Genomic DNA, 22764 nt, shown 5'->3' with positions numbered 1-22764 from the left:
AGACCCCGGCCAACCGGCTCAACCAGCTGCTCCTCGCAGCCTAACTACCAACGTTGCCCACACCATTTGACTTTGCCGCGCAGAAGCGAGCCACACCTGCCCACTCGCAACTGCGGTGTGTGGTGGGGTGGGGCGCAGTAGGCTTGGCGCATCATGGATGCATTCTTTGCCTTCGCTGGCGAGTACTGGTGGCTGATCTTTCCCATCGTGGCGATGGGTGGCGGCGCAGCGAAAGCGTGGGAGCAGAACGCCAAGCGCAGGCATGAGCGCAGGCTCGAGACGCTGCGAATGAAGGGCGAGCTCAAAACCGCCCAGTTAGCCGCGCGCGGGAATGCAGCGCCGATAGCGAATGCGCAGCAGATCGCCTCGGACGCAACACTGCCGTCGGACCAGTTGCTCGAGCGCCTGTTCGCCGAGCACGACGAGATCACCGCACGCTGGCTCGATTACGAGCTCGACGTCGCGAAGCTCATCGCCTTCCCCGCCATGAGCGACGGTCGCCAGCCGCTGACCGCGACGTTCCTGCGGGCGCGGAAGACGGCGGATGCTCTGCGTCCGGCATCCACCGAGACGAAGGTCAGCGAGCAGCGCGTCACCGAGTATTTGGATGCCGTCGGCAACTACGCCGTCGCATTCGAGATCGCAGAGAAGGATGCCAGGCGCCTGCGCAATTCCACCTTCACCGAGCCCGAACGCAAGAAGCTCGACCGCGCGCAGCAGCTGTTGAAGGTCGCCGTCGACGAATCTGCGACCCAGGCCGAGCGCAACGTCGCCTACAAGCGCGTCCGCGAAGAACTGGACGGGCTCATCGTGCTCTCAGACGACGCTGTCCAGGTGCTCGAGAAGCAGGTGGCACGCGAGTTGCCGTCAGGTCGAGCCCCGGAGGCCGCGCCGACGCCCCAGCCCGAACCTCTTCGCCAGCCGAAGCGCGACGCACCGTAGTATCCGTCCGAGGGCTCAGCGCAGCGACGAGCGCGCCGTCGCGGCGGCAGCGAGAACGTTTTCGTAGACGACCGCGGTGTGCGGGGCCGTCACCGCGGCATCCGCGCCACGCGCCAGTCGCAGCATCGCGTCGGCCGCACCGTGATATCCGAGCTGCGCGGCATCGATTGGCAGTTCGATGGACGACGTTCCGGCATCAGTGACGGCGCGCACCGCGTAGACATCCGAGGCGCCCACACCCGAGACGGTCACGATCAGGGCCACCTCTCCGATGCGGCCCCGCACGGTTCCTATCGCTTCGGATGCCGTAAGTAGGCCCTCCCGCGTCGCGGTGCCGGACAGGATCTCAGCGCGCTCGCCCGGCAACAGCACCTCGATCATCTCCCAGGCGTGCACCCCGAAGTTCACCAGAGTGCCGCCCGCGCCATTCAACGCGTCCTGCCAGCTCCTGTCCCCGCTGAGAAGGCCGGAGATATCGTGCTGCGCACGGACATCGAGTGCACGCAACCGCTGTGGCCGCACGGCGTCTGCGAACTCCGCGAGACGCGGAGCGAAGCGCAGCACCGAACTGGTGAATCGGCGCGGATCGTCTATCGCCAGCCAGTCGTCGAGAGCCGCGCGGGAGGAGGCGATCGTCTTGTTGAAGAAGCTCGGCACGCCGGCCGCGGTGATCGCGCGCGAAACAGAAACCGCGCGAGGAGTGCGCACCGTTGCGACGATGAGATCCGGTTGCTGGCCCAGCAGCGACGCCAGAGACAGATGCTCAGGCACCCCGAACTCGGCAGCGAACTGCACGAGCGGACCCGGGTCGTCGGCGTCCCATACCCCGAGTATCTCCGCTCCCCGCGCCCGCAGGTTCCGTGCGTCGCTGAAGGCGTGCGAGTGCGCTGCCCCGGCGAACGCGACGCGGACTGCTCTCACCGCAGCCACTCATCCCGATGCTCGGCCACGAACTCATCGTCGTGCAGGTCGGGGTAGGCACGACGGACGCGCTCGATCTCGCGTGCCTGCCCCGGTGACAGGCCCTCCGCCGGATCGAGGCACCAGACGCCCTCGAGCAGGCCCTGCTGGCGCAGCACCTCGTGCACGCCGGCGATGACCCCGGCGAAGTCGTTGCCCGGGTCGAACACCGCTTGATTGACGTCGACCATGTCGGCGGCCCGAGCGCCGAGCGCGCGGTATGCCTCGGCATCCCCTCCGACCGCTCGATGTGCCTGGTCCAGCATCTGCACTGCGGCTCGAGTACCGACCGCCCATTGCCCGAGCAACCCACCGATGAAACGCAGGGCCTGCGCACCCCGAGCGGTGTCGACGTGGAACTCTGCGAGCAGATCCGCCACGATCGCATCGTCGTTGCCCGTGTACAGGGCGATCTCGTCTGCGCGCCCGGATTCGGCAACTCCGCGCACCAGCTCGAGCGTGCGGTACCGGTCAAATGGCGCAGCCTTCACAGCGACGACCGCAGGGATCTGAGCGAACTCGCGCCAGAAGGCACGGTCGAGGACCGGACCGCCGATCGCCGACTGCAGGTAGAAGCCGATCACGGGCAGCACCTCGCCCACGGCGCGGGCGCGATCCAGCAGCATCGCGTTATCGGCACCGGGTACGCGCGGACTCACAAGCACGGCGTCGTATCCAAGCGATTGCGCCAACTCTGCTTCGGCGACCGCCTGCGCGGTGGCTCCGGTCACACCCGCCACGCGCACGACGCTCTCATCGGCGCGCGCGTCGAGCTCCTCGGCCGCAAGCGCCAGCACCGGTTCGAACAGCCCGTGCTCCGGATCGCGAATCTCGAACTGCGTCGTATGCACGCCGACCGCGATACCGCCGGCGCCCGCGTCGATGTAGTACCGGGTGAGCGCACGCTGACGTCGCTCATCCAGTCGCCGATCGGCGGTGAGAGCGAGCGGGTGCGCCGGGATGACCGCGCCCCTTTCGAGCGTCGTCGCTGCTGCAGGGCGCAGAGCACCCATCAGAACTTCCCGTCCCGTACTGCCCACTTCGTTGGCTTCGCGATGAGCGGAAGCCCATCACGCAACCAGGCTGCCTGCCAGCCGATGAGCGTCTCCGCCGGCACCGCCGGATAACCGAAGAGTGCCATGCATCGCCGAGAATCGTTGAGAAGAGCCGTCGGTTGGGGCTCATCCACCAGCGTCACCTCCCGCTCCAGCAGGGCACCGAATCGATGGGCGATCGATTCGACGCTCAGCAGTTCGGGGCCGGTGAGGTTGACTGTGAACACATCGGGTGTCGCATGGTGGAGGCTGCGCAGCACAACCTCATTCGCGTACCCCTGCCAGATGACGTTGACGTTCGCCGTGGAGACGGAGACCGGCTGCCCGTCCTGCACGGCGCGGCCGATGTCGGCGAGCACGCCGTATCGCAGGTCGACCGCGTAGTTGAGGCGGATGATCGAGACCTTCGTGCCGCGTTCCTGGGCACCGAATTCGAACACCCGCTCTCGCCCGAGGCAGGACTGCGCATACTCGCCGATCGGTGCCGGGGGCATGTCTTCGGATGCTCCGCCCGAGGATGCCGGGACGAAGGGGTACACGTTTCCGGTCGACAGCACCGCGATCGCACTGTCGCGGTAGCGGCGGGCGACCCGATCCGGCAGCGCGGCATTGACCTCCCACGCCCAGGAGGCGTTGGTCGCGGCGCCGAACTTCGCCCCGACCATGAACACCACGTTGGGGGCATCCGGAAGCGCAGAGAAATCGTCGTTCTCGATGAGGTCGAAGGAGATCGTCTTCACGCCCGCACTCTCCAGCCGTTCGCGCACGGCGGTGTCGCCGAAGCGAGACACCGCGTAGACGGTGTCTGCCCGTCGCTCCGCCGCATTCAGCGCGCGGCGCGCGAGCAGCGCGAGAGTGGGGCCCATCTTGCCGCCAGCCCCGAGAATCAGCAGGTCGCCCGCGCCGCGCGCCAGGTCCTGGATGAGAGCAGCACTGGGCGTGGCGAGCGCCTCCTCGAGTGCCGCTTCGGAGGGGAATCGGGAGTTGAGTGCATCTTCGCTGTCGGTCACACCCCTGATTATGCAAGTCGGCGAGCAAGAATGCAACCGATTGCAAGCATCGTGGATACGCTTTAAGATCAGAGGCGAGCCCTTCCAGAGCTCCCCGCCGGAAGGACTCCATGACCACTGCCGAGGCATCCCGCCTGCACGACGCACTCGCATCCGACGCTCCCCTCACCTGGGTGATCACGGGCGATTCGATCACGCATGGCCTCGTGCACACGCAGGGCGAACGCAGTTATCCGGACCACCTGCACGAGCTCATCCGCGGCGATCTGGCTCGCACCAGGGACATCGTCATCAACTCCGGAATCAGCGCGCACCGGATCACGAACATCCTCGAGGATTGGGACCGTCGAGTCGCCGCATGGTCGCCCGACGTCGTGACACTCATGATCGGCACGAACGACTGCGCCACCGGCGAAGCCCGGCCTTTTACGACGCCAGAGAACTTCACCGCCTCGCTGGGCGAGTTCGTCGCCCGAGTACGCGAATCCGGCGGCATCCCGGTGTTGGTCACACCACCGAGCGTCGACGCCGCGAATGCACCGGAGCGCGCCAGGATCGGTGAGTTCGCGGAGGCAATCCGTGCGGTCGCCCGCGAATCAGACACGATCCTTGCCGACCCCTACGAGCGATTCGCCGCGTTGGGTTCCGGCGGAGTGCCATGGCGGCTGATGAGCGATCCGTTCCACCCGAGCGCGGCTGGCCATGCCCTGCTCGCCCTGATCCTCGCCGAAACCCTCGGCATCGAACCGGAAATCACGCGCACGATCGCCCGGCTCGAGGGCATCGTCAGCGGGGCATAGCCTCAGGCACAGAAGCAGGCGCGGAAGCAGGCTCCGCAGCGTCGAGCTCAACGAGCTGCATGAGATTGCGCGCGATGTGGAACGGGTCCTTCACCGGAAGCGCCACGACCTCATCACGCGGGGTGCCGTCGCGATTGCGGATCTGCACCCACTCCGCACCATCAGCACCGCCGGGGAAAGTATCCAAGCTGTACTCCCAGATGCGCGACGCCCACTCGGCGCACTCCGTCCGGCCGTAACGGCGCGCCGCGATCGCCGTCACCGCTGACGCCTCAGAGTGCACCCACCAGAGCTTCGCATCCCATGTCGTGCGGACGAGGTCTTCGTAGGGAGCGGACCCACCGGGCCCCTGCGGTCGCCCGCCGTCGCGGTCGGTGTAACGAAACAACCCGCCGAATTCGGTGTCCCAGCCGAGGTCGCACAGCGGAGCGATCGCGGCGAGCGCGTTCTCCCGGTGCGCGGTCGACGCCTCAGTGCCGAGCAGCTCCATCGCCTCCAGTGCGATCCACATCGCTTCCAGCGCATGCCCCGGCACACGATGCCGCGACACGAGATCGCTCGCATCCCCTGCGACGATGAGGGGCATCTCAAAGAACCCGGCACCCGTACTGCGGAACGACATCACGGCGTCCACCTCACTGCGCAACAGCTCTTCCCGCGTCGCAGATCCCGACACCGCGCGCTCGGCGCCGGTGAGCACGACCAGCGCATTCAGAAGAATCAGGTGTGGGCCGAACGCCCGGCGCCCCACCGGAACCGCATAGGGCGGAGTCGGGGCACTTCCGGCATTGATGTCCGCGGCAGCCCGGTCAATGATGGTTCTGGCCTGGCGCAGCCACGATTCTTCGCCGGTGCGGCTCGCCAGTTCAGCGAAGCCCATGGCAGCGAACAGGTCGGCGTAGACGCTGCGATCCGGCTGCCCCGGCACCGCGTTCCAACCATCACGCGACAGCGCGAATGCGCATGTCCCGTCATCGCGCAGGGCATTGCGGCTGAGGAACTCGGCGCCACTGCGCGACAGATCTACCAGGGAGTCGGCGCTCACTCCCGGAACATCGAGCAGATCCGCCTCGACAAGGGCCGCCGCCCGCGCCAGCAGCCACACGAACCGGCCCTGCGACCAGGTGTACTTGTCCTCCGAGACGCGAGTTCGGCCTCGGTTGTCGAAGCAGGTATGGAATCCCCCCTGCTCCGCATCAATTCCGTTCTGCATCCAGAAGGGGAAGATCACCTGCTCCAGGTGCTGGCGTGCATTGTGTGACATCGAGGCTCCTTCGCAGCGGGACGTCGAACGTTGACCTGGTGAAGTTCTTCTCGTAGTCTAACTTGCAACCGATTGCATACGGAGCCAAAACATGGATGTTACCCACTCATCACCCCCGAGTGTCTTCACTGCCGACCGCGAGACCGATGCCGGTCGCGAGGCCGCAGCACACGCCGCCGCTGCTCTCCGTGAGGCGATCGCCGAGCGCGGCTCGGCGCGGGTGGTGTTCGCGAGCGCGCCTTCCCAGCAGGAGATGCTCGCGCATCTCGCCCAGGAGCCGGGTCTGGACTGGTCGCGCATCCGCTCCTTTCATATGGACGAGTACCTCGGCCTCCCGGCCGACCACCCCGCCGGCTTCGGTCTCTGGCTCCAGGCTCGACTCCCCGAAGCCGCGCATGCCGGCTTCGAGCGCATCCACACAGACGGCGCGCTCGACGACGAAGCGGCTCGCTACGCACGCCTGATCGATGAAGCGCCGATCGATGTCGTCTGCCTGGGCATCGGAGTAAACGGACACATCGCCTTCAACGAACCTGGGGTCGCCAGCAGCACGGATCCTGAGATTGTGCGCGTCGTCACCCTCGACGTGGCATCCCGTCAGCAGCAGGTCGACGAAGGACTCTTCGAGGCTCTGAGCGATGTCCCCACGCACGCGCTGTCCCTCACAGTGCCGGCACTGCTTTCCGCCCGCACGCTCATCTGCACCGTCATCGGGGAGCACAAGGCAGCCGCCGTGGCCCGCGCACTCGGCGGCGGGATCGACGATTCCAGCCCTGCGAGCTTCCTGCGCACCCATGCGAACGTGTCGTGGTTCCTGGATGCACCGGCAGCGAACGCGCTGGATGACACGATCCGAGGCGATAGCCTCCCGCTATGACCTCACACCGCTGGCCAGGGCTCATCGACCTGCAGGTGAACGGCTTCCGCGGCCACGACGTGAACGCCGACGACGTCACCGCCGAGACGATCGTCGCACTCACCCGTGCGCTGTGGGCGGAGGGCGTCACCCGCTACCTTCCGACGGTGATCACGGCGAGCGAGGAGAAGATCCTCCACGTTCTTGCCGCCATCATCGAGGCACGTTCCATGGACGCGCTGATCGCGCACTCGATCGCTGGCATCCACGTGGAGGGCCCGTCCCTTGCTCCCGACGACGGACCTCGCGGAGCCCACGACATTAACCATCTCCGTGATCCCTCCATAGACGAGTTGGACCGCTGGCAGCAGGCTTCAGGCGACCTCATCCGCATCGTCACGCTCGCACCCGAGCGGGAAGGATCCCTGCCCTACATCGCGGATGCCGCCAGCAGAGGAATCCGGGTCTCGCTTGGCCACTGCGCCGCGAGCCCGGAGCACATCCGTGAGGCCGTCCGCGCCGGGGCGACCCTCAGCACGCACCTCGGCAACGGCGCACACGCCACTCTCCCGCGCCATCCCAACCACATCTGGGCGCAGCTGGCCGCGGACGAGCTCACAGCGATGTTCATCGCCGACGGCCACCATCTGCCCGCAGACGCCGTGACCGCGATGATCCGCGCCAAGGGTGTCCCGCGGAGCATCCTCACCTCCGACTCCGCGGCGCTGGCCGGATCCCCCGCCGGCGACTATCTCACACCGGTGGGTGGGAGCGTCACGGTGTCCGCCGACGGCCAGCTGAGCGTGACCGGCACGAAGCTTCTCGCCGGCTCCGGTCGATCACTGCGTCAATGCGTGGCCTGGGCCCGTCGGGCACTGCCCTTCGATGATGATGAGCTCCTCGCGATGTCCAGCCGTAACCCTGCGCGCCTGCTCGGCATCAACATGAACACCGACACCGATGGCGACAGCCTCGATGTCGAACTGGGCGATGACGTCGTCGTACGAACAGTCAGGGTGGCCGGCGCCGTCGTCCACGAAGGAACGGGAGCAGCAGCGTGACACCGAGAATCTTCATCGCGATCGGCGACACGGACTTCGCCCGCCTGTACGACGCCGACGCGCAGCACCGGCTGGCACAGCTCGGCGAGTTCGTTCGCCCTTCCACGCCAACCGGCAACGTGCGTGTGCCGACGACGATCGGCGACGACTTCGACGTGCTGATCACGTCGTGGAGCACCGAGCCGTTCGATCCGGCGGTGCTGAACGGCTCCCGCCTGCGCCTGGCCGTGCACAGCGCGGGCTCGGTGCGGCGCCTGTTCCCGATCGAGGCGCTCGGCAACGATCTGCGGATCGCGCAGGGAGGTTCGGATGCCATGGCCGAAGCGGTCGCCGAGATGGCGGTGACGATGACCCTCGCGCTGCTGCGCAATCTTGTGCTGCATGATCGCCGATTCCAGTCCTCGCGCTCGTGGATCACCGGCGGCGTCGGGATGCTGGGCCAGAGCATCGCCGCGCAGCGGATCGGCCTCGTCTCGCTCAGCCGGGTGGGGCGCCACTACGCGAGAATGGTCCGCGGACTCGGCGCCACCGCGGTGCGTGCCTATGACCCCTACGCGACCGCCGACGAGGCCGCGCAGATGGGCGTGGAGCTGTGCAGCCTCGACGAGCTGTGCGCCACCAGCGATGTGCTCGCGATCCACGCACCGAGCACGCCCGACACCGCGCAGATGATCGGCGCCCCGCAGCTCGCACTGCTGCGCGACGACGCAATCGTCATCAACACTGCCCGCGCCGAGGTGACCGATGAGCAGGCGATCCTCACCGAGGTGCGGTCTGGGCGCCTCCGCGTGGGGCTGGACGTCTACTCGTCCGAGCCGCTGCCCGCGGACAGCGACTTCTTCGGCAGGGAGAATGCCCTGCTCACCCCGCACGTCGCCGGCGGTACGGTGCAGGCCCGCTTCGGCCAGGGCCATGCGGTGATCGATGAGATCGAGCGCTTCCTCACGGACGGCACGCTGCACGCCGAGGTGACAAGCGCCAACTACGAGCGCCTCGGTTAACACAGCGTCTCGGCTGACACAGCGTCTCGGCTGACACAGCGTCTCGGCTGACACAGCTATGCCCCGACCGCGCCGATGTGCGCGCCGTCGGGGCATCCGCTCTGCTATTTGATCCCGCTCATCACGATGCCGCGGACGAAGTTCTTCTGCACCGAGATAAAGATGATCAGCGTCGGGATGAACATGAGCACGGCACCGGCCATCGTGGTCGAGAGCATCGTCAGCTCCTCTTGCATACTGTTCAGCCCCACGCTCAGCGTGAAGTTGTCCGGGTGCTGCTGCGAGACGAGCGGCCACAGGAAATCGTTCCAGTGCGCGAGGAACACCATCACGCCGAGGATCGACATCACCGGTTTCGTCTGCGGCAAGATGATCGAGAAGAAGATGCGCATCTCGCCAGCGCCATCGATGCGTGCCGCCTCGATGATCTCGTCGGGAATGTCTCGGATGAACTGACGCATAAGGAACATCGCCTGCACGTTGGCGAGCGTCGGAACGATAAGGCCCCACATCGTGTTCAGCCCGCCGAGGTTCGTCACGATGATGAACTGCGGGATGAGGGTGAGGTTTCCGGGCACCATGAGCATCGCGACGAACGACCAGAACATCACATCTCTGCCCCAGAAGCGCTTCTTCGCGAAGGCGTAACCGGCCATCGCGGCGAAGAGCAGCACCAGCACCACGGAGACGACGGCGTAGATCAGGGTATTGAGGAACCATCGCGGCACCCGCGTGGAGCTCAGCGCAGCCACGAAGGAATCGAGAGAGATATCGGTCGGGAAGAGTGCCCCCGGCATCTCCAGCCCGCGTCCCGGCTGCAGCGCGATGACGATCATCGCGTAGAACGGGAAGGCCGTTACGACGGCGATCAGGATGAGGAGCAGGTGAGTGGGGCTGGGCAGCTTGCGCTTGCGCTTGCCCTGCCCCGGCGCACGACGGGTGAGCGACTCGCTGATCGCGGGAGAGTCCAGGGTCGACTGAGCCATCAGCTTTCCTTCATGACGCGACGTTGGATGAGAGAGATCAGAAGGGTAATGACGAGCAGCACGAGGCCGGCCGCACTGGCGTATCCGAACTCGAAATAGCCGAAGCCCTGGTCATAGATCATGTAGGTCAACGTGTAACTCGCACGCGACGGACCTCCGCCGGTCATCACGTAGATCGTGTCGAAGGTCTGGAAGGACTTGATGATCTCGAGAATGATCACGAAGAACAGCGCAGGCTTCAGCAGCGGCAACGTGATGTAACGAAACCGATGCCAGGCATTCGCACCATCGAGAGAGGCAGCCTCGTAGTAGTCACTGGGGATGGCGAGGATGCCGGCCAAGAGAATGAGCATGTCATAGCCGAAGTTGCCCCATGCGTTGACGATCGCCAGAGACGGGAGAACGAAGGCCTCGCTCGTCAGCCATCCGATGGGCTGCATACCTGCATTGCTGATGAGCCAGTTCAGTGCGCCGTCTTCACTGAAGATCCACACCCAGATAATTCCTGCCATCACCGGGCTGGTGACCACCGGGAGGAAGAAGATCGACCGGTAGACGGCCATTCCGCGCAGCGGCCTGGACGCCAGTACGGCGACCGCGAGCGATAGCACCACCACCATGGGCACGGCGAGCGCGACGAAGACCAGAGAGACGACGAGCGCCTTCTGGAAGATCGGATCTGCGAAGAGGCGGACGAAGTTATCCAGCCCGACGAGTTCAAACGCCCCGGAGATCTTCCAATCAGTGAAAGAGAGGAAGAGACCGCCGAGTGCGGGGATGATGCGGAAGGCGAGGAAGAGAATCAGGTACGGCGCGATGAACACATAGGCAATGACCGCGGTGTCCGATCGCAGTGCTTTACGCAGCCGGGACGGCGGCTTGTCAGCGCCCGTGGCGGGCGCCGCCTCCTTGCGCGGGAGGAGTGTGGATGTCGACACATCGGGCCTCTCGGTCGATCGGTTCAGAGACGGTGGGCGATACGGACGTTCGCCCACCGTCTCGACGGGTTCTTCTATCCGCGGCTGAGCAGAGAGTTGATCTCTGCTTCGGCGGCATCCAATGCTTCCTGCGGGTCGGTGCGTCCGAGGATCGCGTCCTGCACGTGCGGGGCGAGGAGGCTGATGATCTCTCGGGCCTGCGGGTGCATCTCGCCCGCATAGGCATCATCGAGGTACGCGGTCTGGAAGTCCTCGAGGCTGCCTTCCTCGAAGAGACCGGTGATCGACGGACGGGGCGACTGGTATCCCGTGGCCTCCAGGAACGGTGTGAGCTCCTCGGGACTGGTGACGAACTCGATCCAGGCCTTGGATGCGTCGACGCTGTCGGTCGTGTTGAAGATCGAGAGTCCGCCGACCGTTCCGAATCCGACCGTCTCCTTGTTGGTGAGCGGGGGACCGGCGATCATGTTCTCGCGGTCGTAGAAGCCGTCCAGTGAGCGCGGGGTCGACGTCGCCATGAACCCGATCTTGCCGTTGCCGGCCGGGGTCTGCTCGAACGAAGTCAGCGTCGTCAGCTCCGCCGACGGGAAGTACTCGTTCTCGGCCATGAGCTTCAGGAACTCCAGCGTCTCCAGCCCCTCAGCGCTATTGAACGTCGCCTTGGAGCCGTCATCTGAAAGGACCGATCCGCCGGCCTGCGCGAGAGCGGTGTAGAAGGTGCCGTTCAACGTCACCTGCACTGCCCCTTCATACTGCGTCGAGAAATATCCGGCTTCCTTCAGCGCGGGCGCATTCTCGCGAACGTCATCCCATGTCTCCGGGCACTCGATTCCGGCTGCTTCCAGCACATCGGCGAAGCAGACCGTCATCCCTGCGTTCATCAGGATCGGAACGCCGTAGACCTCGCCGTCATAGGTCATGGCATTGATCGCCGATTCGCGCCAGTCGTCATCGCCTTCGACGATGTCGGTGACGGGCTCGAGTACCCCCTCCTCCGCGAACCGCGGAATGAAGTCGGGGTTGAAGTACACGACATCTGGCGCCTGTTTGCCTGCGAGCGAGACCGTCAGCGCCTCTTCGCGACCGCTGAACGGCTGCACGACGACTTCGACGTTGACGTTCGGGTACTGCTCGTTGAAGCGCTCGATGACCGGTGCCCAATAGGAGTCTTCTCCGGAGTCACCGATCGTGTAGTGCCAATAGGTGACGTCTCCGGTGACCTCGGTCGGCTCGGAGGCCGGCTCCGCCGCGGGTTCCCCTGCACACGACGCAAGCGTCACGGCGAGTAGGGTCGCGGTCGCCAGCGCTGCAAACTTAGAAAGTTGCTTCATTGCCCCATCCTTCTATCATCAACTGCAATCGGTTGCATTTCACGCTACGGCCCGTCGGGCTCTCTGTCAAGAGCTCTTGCAACCGGATGCATCACAAAGAGATCACAACCACAGTGGGGGCCGCGCGAATGGCGCGACCCCCACTGTAGAACGTTCACAGAGACATCATTGTTCGACGCATCCGCTGATCGCGCCGCTGACGGTGTTCGCACTCCCCTCGTCATCAAGGGTTGCGGCGTTATCCGCACACGTCATCGATCCGCGCAGCTCGTTCCCCGAGAACACAAACGCGCCGGTGGTCGCCGTCACCGCGACCGCACCGCGCACCTCGGTGTTGCGCACCTCGATGCGCGCAGCGCCATCGGCCTGGATTCCACCGCGAACGTCGGTATCCCTCATCAGCAGAGCGCCACCCGCTTCGACCACGACCCCCTCATCCACTCGAATGCCATCGATGCAGACGACCTCGCCGGAACGAACGACCAGGCCGTCGGCGATGTCTGCCGCCGGTTTCTCGGTGCAACTGGCCCATTCCACCTCTTCCACGTCGTAGCGGAAGAGGTTCGCGCCCGCGCTCACGTAGACGTCGCCCTCACCGTCGACCGCGCTCCACTGCAGACCGTTCGCAATGCGCGTCGTCTCGCCGGTCGCAGGGTCATGCACGCTGAACCGATAGCCCGCCGTGACATAAATCCTGCCGTCGGCATCCGATCTGCTCACCGTACCGTAGGCCCAGTACGTCGTCCCGGCGCTGTAGCGGCCGCCGACCGTCGCCTCGACGGTGGACTCGCCCGTGGTCGGGTCATAGGCGAACAGCGCCTCTTCCGCGACGCCCCAGACGACGCCATCCGGGTCGACCATCAGGCCGCTGACGCCCTCGCGCTCCTCCCCGGCCGGGTCGATCGTCTTCACGACCGTCCTCGTCGCCGGGTCGAAGACGATCAGCTTGCCCGCGGTGTGCCCACTGGGCACTGACCCGAGACCGCCGTCCACGGTGCTGCCGAGATAGACCAGACCATCGTTCGGGTTGTAGGCGACCGAGATGATGTTCTCGTCCTCGCCGATCTCGGTCGTCAGCCAATCGTGCTCGCCCGTCTCGGCATCCCAGATCGCGAGAGCGCCCTGAGTCTGGCCGTAGGTAGCCACCGACCCCATGTAGATCTCGTCGCGGTCGGGGTTGTACGCCATTCCGAACGGACGGTCCTGCCCCTGCGCGACACCGTCGAAGAGTGTCGGCACGGTGCTGGTGTCGACAGGGTCGTAGGTGGCCGGATCGAGCACGTCGAAGCGCGCATGACCATAGCCGCCGAAGTACATCTTGCCGTCGCGCACCGCGGCCGACTCAAATTGACCGCGCTGCATTGTCGGCCCATGGTTCACGCCCGCCTTGTCGATCTCGGCAAGGCCGACCATGTACCCGGATGCCCACACGCCGCCGTCGGGGCCGGGGAACAGCTTCTGGATCAGAGTCGGCTGCGCGAACTCGATCGGCTCGTTCGAGACGAGTTCGCCCGTCTCGAGGTTTGCGACGAACACCGCCTTAGACGATGTGCCGTACAGAAGCGGCGTGCCGCCGGACGTATCGACCACCCCGTTGGAGAGGTAGCCGCCGATGTCGATGCCGGTGGAGGAGAACGTGTTCGCCGGAATGTCGTATGCCAGCAGCTCCCCGCCGTCAGTGGAGAAGATCGCCGTGTCAGCGGTCGCGCCCTGGATGACGTGGTGCCCGAAGAAAAAGCGGGTCTGATCCGGGTCCCAGTGGACGACGTTGCCGTCGAGGTCGAGCACGAGCATCCGCAATCCGACCTGCGCGAGGATCCGATCACCCACGATGTCCATCCGCCCCACGAACTGGGTTCCCTCGTTCAGACGCGGCGCGGTCGTCTCATCGGCGATCAGAGTCTGCTCGCCGCGACCGCCCTCGGTGATCTTCCAGATCTGGGGGACGCGCCCGCCTGAGCCGACGTAGAGCGTGTCGGTCGGGGCGTGGTAGGCGATCGCGTGGATGTAGTCGATGCCGTCGCCGATCTTGCGCAGCAGCTCGACCTCATCGGTCACCGGGTCCACCTTGAACAGGCGGGCATCCGGGTACGAGCCGATGTACATCGACCCATCGGAGCCGGGAGACATGCCGAAAGTGGAGTCCTTCACATCGCTGATCCGGCCGAGATCGGTGCATTCTCCCGTCGCCGGGTCGTATCGCCAGAGCTTGGAGTCGTGATAGGTGCCCCAGTAGACGCGTCCGTCGTCGGCGATGTTCAGGTTGCGCGCGTGGTCTGCACCGTCGATCGTGCAGATGCGCAGCTGTGCCCCGCTGGCGACGTCGGTCACCGCGAACGTGGCGGGGTACCCACTCGTCGGGTTGCCCTTGAACGCCTGGTACGAGACGTGCCTGCCGTCCTCGATCCCCTGCGCCGCCTGGCTGGGAATCTGGCTGGTCACGGGCGCCCCGAGGTAGTCGATGCGCTCATCCTGGACGAGGATCTTGTCGACCGGCGAGAGCTCGGGCTCTTCGGGGGCTTCCGTGGCCAGCCCGAAGAACGCGTCGTCGACAACGGTGTCGACAAGACCTTCACCCGCACTGTAGAACATCACCTTCGCGGTGACGGCGCCTGCCGGCGCAGTGAACTCGCTGACCGAACGCTCCCACTGCCCGATCGTCGATCGCTCCGATTCGTACGGCCGGCTGATCTGCGTGCCCTCCTCGTCGAAGAAGTACGTCATCAGCAGCAGGTGGCCCGAAGTGCGGAGCTGGTCGTAACTGAACTCGTACGACTGCCCAGCTTCAACCGGAACCTCATCGCTGACGAGCCCTGTCGCCCCTGCGTCATTCTCATCGAGGATCCGAAGGCTCTGCTCCCCGTGCGAGACCGGGTCGCCGGTCACGGTGAAGAACTTGTCTGAGCCGATCCACAGCGGTGACCATGCGGTCAGCTCGAGCGTCGTGGCACCCTCTTCGAAGCTGGCGTTGGCCAGCAGGTTCTGCGCCTCGGCGGCTGCAGCGGGCCGTGCATCGAGCTGCGTCGCCCCGGTGAATGCGGTGGCGAGCAGCGCTCCGGCGAGCAGGCCCACCCCCGCCCTGTATCCCGTCGAACTTCGGTATCCCATTGTCATGATGACTCCGTTCCGCCGGCAACCGTGCCGGCATTGCGATGATTGATGGATGTCGCTGATACGTGACCGGTTGCCGCCTCACACACCGTCGCAGCCCTGGCTGACACCGCGGACGGCGTTCGGATGGCCGAGGTCATCGATGGGATTCTCGTTTCCGGAGCACTGCAGAGAACCACGCACGTCATTGCCCGCGAACACATAGCCGCCAGTGGTCTCCGACACCGAGACGGTCCCCGATATCGAGCTGTCCTGGATGCGGATGGCATCCGCACCGGTCGAGATGACTCCGCCGCGGATGACGCTGTCGACGATCCGGAGCGCGCCGCCGCTCTGCACAGTCACGCCGCCATTCACGGTGACGTTCGTACCGCAGACGATCTCGCCCTCCGCGACGATGAGCTCCCCATCGACGCGATTTTCCAGCTCCACGGTGCAGGCAAGTTCCGCCGGCGCCGGCACGTCGTAGCGGAACACGTAGGGGCCGTGCGAGAAGAGGATGTCGCCATCGGGATTAGCGACCGCGTTCATGATCGGCGATCCCATCACAGGGTCCGGCACGATCTCGGAGTACTCCATCGTTTCGGCATCGATCCGGAAGAACGAGAACCGATCGGTGCCGTATACGTTCCCGTCGGAGCCGATCTCGAGGTCGCCCCACATCCACACGGTTCCGGTGCCGTATCGGTGCTGGAGGATCGGCTCGGAGTAGACGATCTCGCCCAGCTCCGGGTCCCACTTGAAGATGGTGTTCTCGGAGACGCCCCAGATCAGACCGTCGGGTCCGGCCATGAGTCCGGTGACGCCCTCGTTCCCGGCGATCGGGATGACGTCGTGCACCACGGTCTCAGCATCCGGGTCCCAGACGACCATGTGTCCGTCCGTCTGCCCGGAGGGCACGGCTCCGAGGCTGCCATCGATCGTCGTTCCGAGGTAAACCAGGCCGTCATGGGCGAGCACGCTGACCACGGACTGCTCGTCGACGATCTCGGTCGTATAGGTCTTGCGTGTGTTCGTCGCGAAGTCGTAGGCGGTCAGCCCGCCCTGGTTGTGACCGTAGTGCGCGACGGTGCCCATGAAGATGCGGTCGGATTCCGCGTCGTAGTCCATGCCGAACGGGCGATCCTGCCCCTGGTCCTGCAGCGAGAAGATCTGGCGAGGAGCCGCCCCCGTCGCGGGGTCGTACTCCATCAAGCGGGCATTGCCGTACGTCGCCAACAGCAACTTGCCGTCACGCACCTCGGCCGCTTCGTACTGGCCGGATTGGATGGAGGCCCCGGCCTGACCGGTTGCGTCGTCGAACGGGGCAAGGCCGATCAGGTACCCCGAGGCGTACATTGAATCCGGGCCATTGAACAGCCGCTGCGCGGTCGTCGCGCTCGAGTAGACGATGTCGTGCGCCTCGGAGATCCCGGCCTCGATGTTCATCCGGACCACCCCATTGCTGGTGGCGGCGATCATCGTCCATCCGGGCCAACCTGCCTCGTCCAGCTGCACCCAGTACGAGTCATTGAGGTATCCATTGTTCGGGATGCCGAGGTTGCGCATTGCTTGGGTCGTGGAGTCGTACTCCCAGAACGTGGACCCGAACGAGTAGATGTACTTGTCCGGGGCATCGGGTCGCTGCGAGACGTGGTACCCGTGGATCTCGTTTGCCCCACCACGCCAGTACTCGATCTGATCGTCGGCACCGACCACGATCAGTCGATTGGAGATCCGGGCGAACAGCCGGTCGTTCACCCAAGTGAAGGTCGACACGAACGATTCGGTGGTCGCGCCGGGCGCGTTCTGCTCGTTCAGCAGGGGCGTCTTCGTGCCGTCGGCTGCGACCTTCCAGATCTGGGCGCTGTTTCCGCCCGCACCGACGTAGAGGTTCTTGCGCACCGGGTCGTAGGCCATCGAGTGGATGTATGACTGGGTGGGATCGACGGCTCCGAGGTTCGTAATCGAATCGTCGGCCGGCTCGTAGAGGTAGAGGTAACCCTTGGGGTAGCTGCCGATGTACATCCTGCCGTCGTCTGCGGCGGCAAGCGACCAGCCGTACCCTTCTGCGGGGCTGGCAGGGTTGATGACGCCGATTTCGCGGAGCTGGGTTGTCGCCGGATCGTAGACCCACAGGCTGTAGCTGCCGGAGGTGGCGATGTAGATCTTCCCGTCGCTGGACTTCTGGATGTGCTGTGCGAAGTCCGCTCCTGCAAGGGGCAGCGTGCGCACAATTCCACCGTCGGAGGTGCGGGCGACCACGAGGGTCGCCGGCGTGCCGGTCTCCTCGACACCCTTGTACAGGCCGTACGTCATCGAGACGCCATCCTCTTCTCCGATGACCGCGTTACGCACAACGCGGCTGCCAACCGGAGTTCCCAGTGAAGTGAGAGACTCGTCATTCGCGACGATCTGTTCGGGCACCGACGGGGGCACAGGCGGCACGTGGCCCGATCCGCCTGGGAGCCCGAAGTACACATCGTCGACGTACACGTCGGAGGTCGGCAGGTTGCCCGAGTAGATCATCACCTTCGCCTGCGACGCCCCGGCAGGGGCGTCGAACTCGAGGAACGCGCGCTCCCATGCACCGGTGCCGGTGCGTACCGTCTGCCACTCTGAGCCGATCTGCACACCTTCGGCGTCGTGGAAGTACGCCCAGATGCTGAAGCTGCCCGACACATGGAAGACATCGAGGTTCACCTCGTAAGTGGTGCGCTCCGTCACCGGCATGAGCGCGCTGACGAAACCACCGCCGGTGGTCGTGGCCTGGTCGTTCACGTGCAGGCTTTGGATGCCGTCGCTGACGGGGTCGCTCGCAACACCGAAGTGCGTGAGGGAAGTGCTCGACCACGGCGACCAGCTGTCGAGTGCGTCTGCGCTGGCGCCAAGCTCGAAGCTCGCGTTCGGCAACAGATTCGCGTCTCCGGGTGCTGTCTCCGCATGCGCTGCGGAAATGAATGTCGTCGCCAGGAGTGCCCCGACGAGCAGTCCCGCCGTCGTACGCCGTCGCATTTTCATCGTGTCTCCTCTGTCGCGGCTTCATCGCCGTTCAGTTCGGGGGAAATTCTTGCAATCGGTTGCAGTAGCAGGGTAGCCTCGACCGTGATGAGCACACAAGCCCCCCAGCAGATTCGTATCGCGGTGTTGCCCCCCGATGAACGTCCGAACACGGCCGGCTACGCCGCATGGATCGGAGCGTGCAGCGGAGCCGACGTGATTCTGCCTCCAGCTGCACTCATGCCGCGCTTCCGCGAGCCCGCCGACACGGCAGGATTGGCCGCATGGCTCCGCGAAATCGATGGCGAAGTCGACGCCCACGTCATCTCATTGGATCTCCTGGTGCACGGCGGCCTCATTCCCTCACGGCTCACGCACGATCGCATCGCCGATGTCATCCCTCGTCTCGACGTTCTGCGGGACCTCCGCTCCCCGATCAGCGCCTACCAGGTCATCACCCGGCTTCCGCACTATGACAACGCGACCCGTAGCAGGCAGGAGCCGGAGTATTGGGCGACTCACGGTCGCCACCTGTTCGCACTGTCCCAGGCCTGGGATCGCCAGGCACGTGGCGAAGCCGACCTCGATGAGGTGCGCGCCGCCCGCGCCGCCGTACCTGCCGAGTACGCGGGCGACCTGGTCCGGCGGAGGCTCCGCAACCACGACGTGAATCTCGCCGCGCTCGGTCTCGCCGCCGACGGCACCGTCCGCGACCTGGTCATCACCTCGGATGACACCGCGCCGCGCGGGCTTCCGGCCGCGGAGCGCCTCGCCCTGAGCGCGTGGAACGACCGACTCGACGCCGGAGCGCTGCTGTATCCGGGCGCCGACGAGGTGCCCAGTGTCCTCGTTTCCCGGGTGATCGGCCAGGCTCGCGGCATCATGCCGCGCATCTTCGTCACGAGCCCGGATGCTGCCGGATTGAGCCGCATCGCCCCCTACGAGGACCGGCCAGTGGATCAGGGCATCAGCCAGCAGATCCTCGCCCTGGGTGGCGTCCGCGTCGATGTGGCATCCGATGCCGACCTCGTTCTGGTCATCCATGCGCCCGCCGAAGAGTCCGGGGACTTCACGGGGACGCCGATCGACCAGGACAGCCGGCCCGCCAGCGCCGCGGTCGCCGCAGAAACCGCCGCGCATCTGGCAGCGGGGCGACGGGTCGCCGTCGCAGATGTCCGCTACGCCAATGGCTCGGACCCGGCGCTGGTCACCGCGCTTGACGACGTGGATGCGCTCGGCGAGCTCGCCGCCTTCGGCGGGTGGAACACGGCGGGCAACACACTCGGCACGACGCTCGCAGCCGGCGTCAGCGCGCTCTTCGACAACTCCGCGGCAAGCAGTGCCGCCCGCCGGCGCTACCTGCTCACCAAGATCATCAAGGACGGTCACTACCTGCCGGTGCTCCGTGTGCGCCTGTTGCAGGAGCTCGCAGAGCGCGGACTATCTGACCCTCCGTTGGAGGAGATCCCGGCACTCGCCGAGCGCGTTGCTGAAGAGCTGACGGAGTGGGCGAGCGGGATCCTCGCACTCCGTGGCATCCGCGTCGTAAAGGTGCGCTGGCCATGGTCGTATCTGTTCACCGTCGACTTCGAGATCGAGACGACCGCCGACACGGAGCAGATGCCGTGACCGATGCTCGCCAGGCTCTGCGTTCCGAGTGGAGCGACTTGATCGGCGCTGAGCGTGCACCCGATGCGGCCTGGCGAATCGGCGAGAGCACGGCGGGACCGGACGGCATCATGCGGACGACGGTGCATCTCACGAGCTTCGGCGTCACGCTCGACGCAGTGTTGCTGCTCCCGCCGGGGCAGAGCGCAGTGATCGTGGTGCCGTTCTACGACGTCGAGTCGTTGCTCGGCATCCCGAGCGAGCGGTATCCGGATGCCGATGCTCGCCCCACGAAGGCGTTCGCCCGAGAGATCGCCGCCCGGGGACTCGGTGTTCTTGCCGTGCCGTGGTGGGCAGAGATCGAAGCCCGACCGAGCCCGGCCGTCGAGCTGCATGCGCGCTATGGGCCGGTCGCCGCAGCGAATCGCGCCCGCTTTCCCGGCGTCACCGGGCTCGGCCGCAGCATCGCCGATCTCCGACTCGCGCTCGACGCCCTCACCACTGTCCCCGGCGTGGATGCGCAGCGACTCGGCGCCTTCGGGCATTCCCTCGGCGGCAAGCTCGCGCTCTTCCTCGGCGCCCTGGATACACGCATCGCCGCGACGGTCACTCATGAGCCTGGCCTCGGATTCGCGCACTCCAACTGGGAGGATCCCTGGTACCTGACTGATCGTGTGCCGACGGACCGTGATCTGGATGAGGTCCTGGCGCTCATCGCTCCTCGACCCGTGCTGTACGTCGGTGGCGGTGCGTCGGACGGCCCGCACAATGCGAATCTCGCCGAACGAGCCGCCACTGCATGGCCCGATGGCGGCCTGGATGTGCTCCAGCACGGCAACGGACACCCGCTCCCCGAGGACGTGCTGCACACCAGCATCCAATGGCTGAGTGATCACCTGCAATACTCTGGAGAGCGCTCTCAATGACCCAACGTGCAGGAGGTGGACGCGTGAAGGCGACGATCTATTCGATCGCAACCGAGCTGGGGATCTCCGCTTCGACCGTTTCGCGAGCCTTCTCCCGGCCACACATGGTCAACGAGTCTGTCCGCGAGCGCATCATGGCCACCGCAACAGCGCAAGGCTACGAGCTCAACCGTGCCGCTCGCGGCCTCGCCACCGGCAAGACCGGGCTCATCGGCCTTGTGGTCCTCGACATCACCAACCCGTTCTTTCCCCCACTGGTGCGCGCGATCGAGCGGGCGGCCTCCGCGTCAGATGCCTCGGTGCTGCTTGTCGACGCCGAATCCGGTGGCGCGGATGCCGCCGAGCAGCTGCGTCGACTCAGCGGTCAGGTCGACGGACTCATCGTCGCATCAACGCGGCTGCCCAAAGCAGTGTTGCAGGATGCGGTCGGATCGACACCGACCGTTCTCGTGAACCGTGCCGAGCGCGGCATCCCCTCCGTGGTCTGCGACAACTCGGAAGCACTCCGACAGGCGGCCGACCATCTCGTCACCCTCGGCCACCGGCGGATCCTGCTCCTGCAGGGCCCCGACGGATCGTGGGCTGCGAAACAGCGGACCGCCGCCGTACGCGGTTGGGCGAAGGATGCGCCGGGCGAAGTCGAGCTGATCGAAATCGGCCCTGTCGAGGCGACGTTCGAGGCCGGCTGGGCAGCTGCTTCTGAGATCGCCGCACAGCAGGCCACAGCGGTCATGGCCTTCGATGACTTCGTGGCCTGCGGAGTGGTCGGCGGGCTGGCGGAAATCGGGCTGAGTGTTCCGGGTGACGTCAGCGTAGTCGGCTGCGACGATGTGCTCCTCGCGCGAACAGTGACACCGCAGTTGAGTACGGTGAAAGTCGATTTCGATGAACTGGGTGGGCGCGCGGTGGCGCTGCTCAGCGATGTCTCCGCGGGGCGGACGGCGCGCAACGTCGTCGTTCCTGGTTCCTTCGCACCGCGCGGGACGACCGCCGCGGTGTAACCCGCGCTCGAAGCCTCATCGGGCGCTGAACAGCGCCCGTGTCGCGGCGGCGTATTCCGCCATCTCGGCTTCTTCCTCGGGATAGCTCCGATGCCCGGCAGTCATCGCCATGACACGTCGATGCCGCTGCGGAACAGCATCCGCGACGGCGAACTGGCCCACCGGAGGAACCGAAGGATCCTCACGGGCGGCAGCGATGATCGTAGGCACATCGATCCGGCTAGCGGCTGTCGCTGCGTCGAAATAGTCCAGCACGTCCCAGGCCTCCGGATGCTCCTGCACCCAGTCCCTGAGGGCGGAACTGCTGCCGCCGTTCGGAATCGCCAGCCGCCGCACGTGCGCTCCGAAGGCGGGCACATACAGAGATGCCGCATCGATGCGGTCATCCCAGGGGATGGCCAAGGCGCCGATGCCGCCGCCGAAGCTCGGCCCGAAGTAGCCGAGCCGGACGCCGCCGTGTCGCTCGCCCAACTTCGCGCCCAGGAGTTCTTCGAGCGCAGAGATGGCACACCAGACATCCGCCGCACATCCACCGTGCACGTAGGTATCGCGTGACTGGATGCCGTGCAGCACATGTTCTCGCCCGACCGAAGGAATGCCGTCGATCAGCGAGAGCGTCGGCATCCCTCGCGCGATCGGATAAAACACTGCCGCATCGGCTGGCGCCCACCGCGAATCCAGGGCGGCGCGGCCCCCATAGCCGTGGGCGATGATCACTGCGGAACGGATCTCCCCTGGAGGCAAGGTGAGCCAGCCGCCGAGGCGGAGTCCGTCGAGCGAGGTGAACTCGACGAGGCGGGTGCCGGGTTCGGGTGACCCCGCACTCGTCGGTTGCACCACGACCTCTCGCGCACGCCTGACGAGCGAACTCCAAAAATCATCGAAGTCGTCCGGTTCAGCGCGCGTATCAGCCACGCTCGCATTCTCCCAGAGCG

18 protein-coding genes are annotated in these 22764 nt (G+C 65.8%); 8 read left to right on the top strand and 10 right to left on the bottom strand.

What is annotated here, in order from left to right; all coding sequences use genetic code 11:
* Positions 1-153 precede the first annotated feature (153 nt).
* The gene (locus tag ACSU04_RS17680) at positions 154-942 is read left to right on the top strand and encodes a hypothetical protein (RefSeq protein WP_439283631.1); all 789 of its coding nucleotides are present in this window, start codon (positions 154-156) and stop codon (positions 940-942) included.
* A 15-nt stretch (positions 943-957) separates the two neighbouring features.
* Here the strand turns inward: ACSU04_RS17680 and ACSU04_RS17675 are convergent, their stop codons facing one another.
* Genes ACSU04_RS17675 through ACSU04_RS17665 form a run of 3 tightly spaced genes read right to left on the bottom strand, consistent with a single transcriptional unit; the run spans position 958 to position 3967 of the window.
* Positions 958-1863, bottom strand: a complete 906-nt coding sequence (locus ACSU04_RS17675; RefSeq protein ID WP_439283629.1) for a hypothetical protein — start codon at positions 1861-1863, stop codon at positions 958-960.
* On the bottom strand, positions 1860-2915 hold the full coding sequence (locus tag ACSU04_RS17670) for a dihydrodipicolinate synthase family protein (protein ID WP_439283627.1): 1056 nt from the start codon (positions 2913-2915) through the stop codon (positions 1860-1862). The genes ACSU04_RS17675 and ACSU04_RS17670 overlap by 4 nt, the downstream gene beginning before the upstream one ends.
* Complete coding sequence (locus ACSU04_RS17665) at positions 2915-3967, bottom strand: NAD-dependent epimerase/dehydratase family protein (protein WP_439290488.1); 1053 nt, start codon at positions 3965-3967, stop codon at positions 2915-2917. The genes ACSU04_RS17670 and ACSU04_RS17665 overlap by 1 nt, the downstream gene beginning before the upstream one ends.
* A 110-nt stretch (positions 3968-4077) precedes the next feature.
* Here ACSU04_RS17665 and ACSU04_RS17660 point away from each other — a divergent pair, with 110 nt between their 5' ends.
* A complete protein-coding gene (locus tag ACSU04_RS17660; protein WP_439283623.1) occupies positions 4078-4767 on the top strand; it encodes an SGNH/GDSL hydrolase family protein in 690 nt (229 codons plus the stop codon).
* Here ACSU04_RS17660 and ACSU04_RS17655 read toward each other — a convergent pair.
* Complete coding sequence (locus ACSU04_RS17655; protein ID WP_439290487.1) at positions 4754-6031, bottom strand: AGE family epimerase/isomerase; 1278 nt, start codon at positions 6029-6031, stop codon at positions 4754-4756. The genes ACSU04_RS17660 and ACSU04_RS17655 overlap by 14 nt on opposite strands.
* 91 nt (positions 6032-6122) lie before the next feature.
* Between ACSU04_RS17655 and ACSU04_RS17650 the strand changes: the two genes are divergently transcribed.
* Genes ACSU04_RS17650 through ACSU04_RS17640 form a run of 3 tightly spaced genes read left to right on the top strand, consistent with a single transcriptional unit; the run spans position 6123 to position 8949 of the window.
* Entirely contained in the window at positions 6123-6908 is a 786-nt protein-coding gene (locus ACSU04_RS17650; protein ID WP_439290486.1) for a 6-phosphogluconolactonase, read from the top strand.
* Positions 6905-7948, top strand: coding sequence for an N-acetylglucosamine-6-phosphate deacetylase (locus ACSU04_RS17645; protein WP_439290485.1), 1044 nt, complete (start codon positions 6905-6907; stop codon positions 7946-7948). Before ACSU04_RS17650 ends, ACSU04_RS17645 begins: the two co-directional genes overlap by 4 nt.
* The gene (locus ACSU04_RS17640) at positions 7945-8949 is read left to right on the top strand and encodes an NAD(P)-dependent oxidoreductase (protein WP_439290484.1); all 1005 of its coding nucleotides are present in this window, start codon (positions 7945-7947) and stop codon (positions 8947-8949) included. Before ACSU04_RS17645 ends, ACSU04_RS17640 begins: the two co-directional genes overlap by 4 nt.
* A gap of 104 nt (positions 8950-9053) precedes the next feature.
* Here ACSU04_RS17640 and ACSU04_RS17635 read toward each other — a convergent pair whose 3' ends face one another.
* The 5 genes from ACSU04_RS17635 to ACSU04_RS17615 form a co-directional block, all read right to left on the bottom strand.
* Positions 9054-9935 (bottom strand): carbohydrate ABC transporter permease, encoded by an 882-nt coding sequence (locus ACSU04_RS17635; protein ID WP_439283613.1) that lies wholly within the window; start codon positions 9933-9935, stop codon positions 9054-9056.
* The gene (locus ACSU04_RS17630) at positions 9935-10873 is read right to left on the bottom strand and encodes a carbohydrate ABC transporter permease (RefSeq protein WP_439283611.1); all 939 of its coding nucleotides are present in this window, start codon (positions 10871-10873) and stop codon (positions 9935-9937) included. Before ACSU04_RS17630 ends, ACSU04_RS17635 begins: the two co-directional genes overlap by 1 nt.
* 74 nt (positions 10874-10947) lie before the next feature.
* On the bottom strand, positions 10948-12204 hold the full coding sequence (locus tag ACSU04_RS17625; RefSeq protein WP_439283609.1) for an ABC transporter substrate-binding protein: 1257 nt from the start codon (positions 12202-12204) through the stop codon (positions 10948-10950).
* A 165-nt stretch (positions 12205-12369) separates the two neighbouring features.
* Positions 12370-15318 (bottom strand): hypothetical protein, encoded by a 2949-nt coding sequence (locus ACSU04_RS17620; protein WP_439290483.1) that lies wholly within the window; start codon positions 15316-15318, stop codon positions 12370-12372.
* A 78-nt stretch (positions 15319-15396) separates the two neighbouring features.
* A complete protein-coding gene (locus ACSU04_RS17615; RefSeq protein ID WP_439290482.1) occupies positions 15397-18315 on the bottom strand; it encodes a carbohydrate binding domain-containing protein in 2919 nt (972 codons plus the stop codon).
* An 87-nt stretch (positions 18316-18402) separates the two neighbouring features.
* On the opposite strand from ACSU04_RS17615, the gene ACSU04_RS17610 reads away from it, so the two are divergent.
* Genes ACSU04_RS17610 through ACSU04_RS17600 form a run of 3 tightly spaced genes read left to right on the top strand, consistent with a single transcriptional unit; the run spans position 18403 to position 21829 of the window.
* The gene (locus ACSU04_RS17610) at positions 18403-19923 is read left to right on the top strand and encodes a DUF4127 family protein (protein WP_439290481.1); all 1521 of its coding nucleotides are present in this window, start codon (positions 18403-18405) and stop codon (positions 19921-19923) included.
* A complete protein-coding gene (locus ACSU04_RS17605) occupies positions 19920-20828 on the top strand; it encodes a dienelactone hydrolase family protein (protein ID WP_439290480.1) in 909 nt (302 codons plus the stop codon). The genes ACSU04_RS17610 and ACSU04_RS17605 overlap by 4 nt, the downstream gene beginning before the upstream one ends.
* The gene (locus ACSU04_RS17600) at positions 20825-21829 is read left to right on the top strand and encodes a LacI family DNA-binding transcriptional regulator (RefSeq protein ID WP_439290479.1); all 1005 of its coding nucleotides are present in this window, start codon (positions 20825-20827) and stop codon (positions 21827-21829) included. The genes ACSU04_RS17605 and ACSU04_RS17600 overlap by 4 nt, the downstream gene beginning before the upstream one ends.
* Positions 21830-21844: 15 nt before the next feature.
* Here the strand turns inward: ACSU04_RS17600 and ACSU04_RS17595 are convergent, their stop codons facing one another.
* A complete protein-coding gene (locus tag ACSU04_RS17595) occupies positions 21845-22744 on the bottom strand; it encodes an acetylxylan esterase (protein ID WP_439290478.1) in 900 nt (299 codons plus the stop codon).
* Positions 22745-22764 lie beyond the last annotated feature (20 nt).

The sequence above is a fragment of the Microbacterium sp. A84 genome (assembly GCF_051842815.1).
In the GTDB taxonomy this organism is placed as follows: Bacteria; Actinomycetota; Actinomycetes; order Actinomycetales; family Microbacteriaceae; genus Microbacterium.
This window is presented reverse-complemented; position numbering and strand designations above follow the sequence as displayed.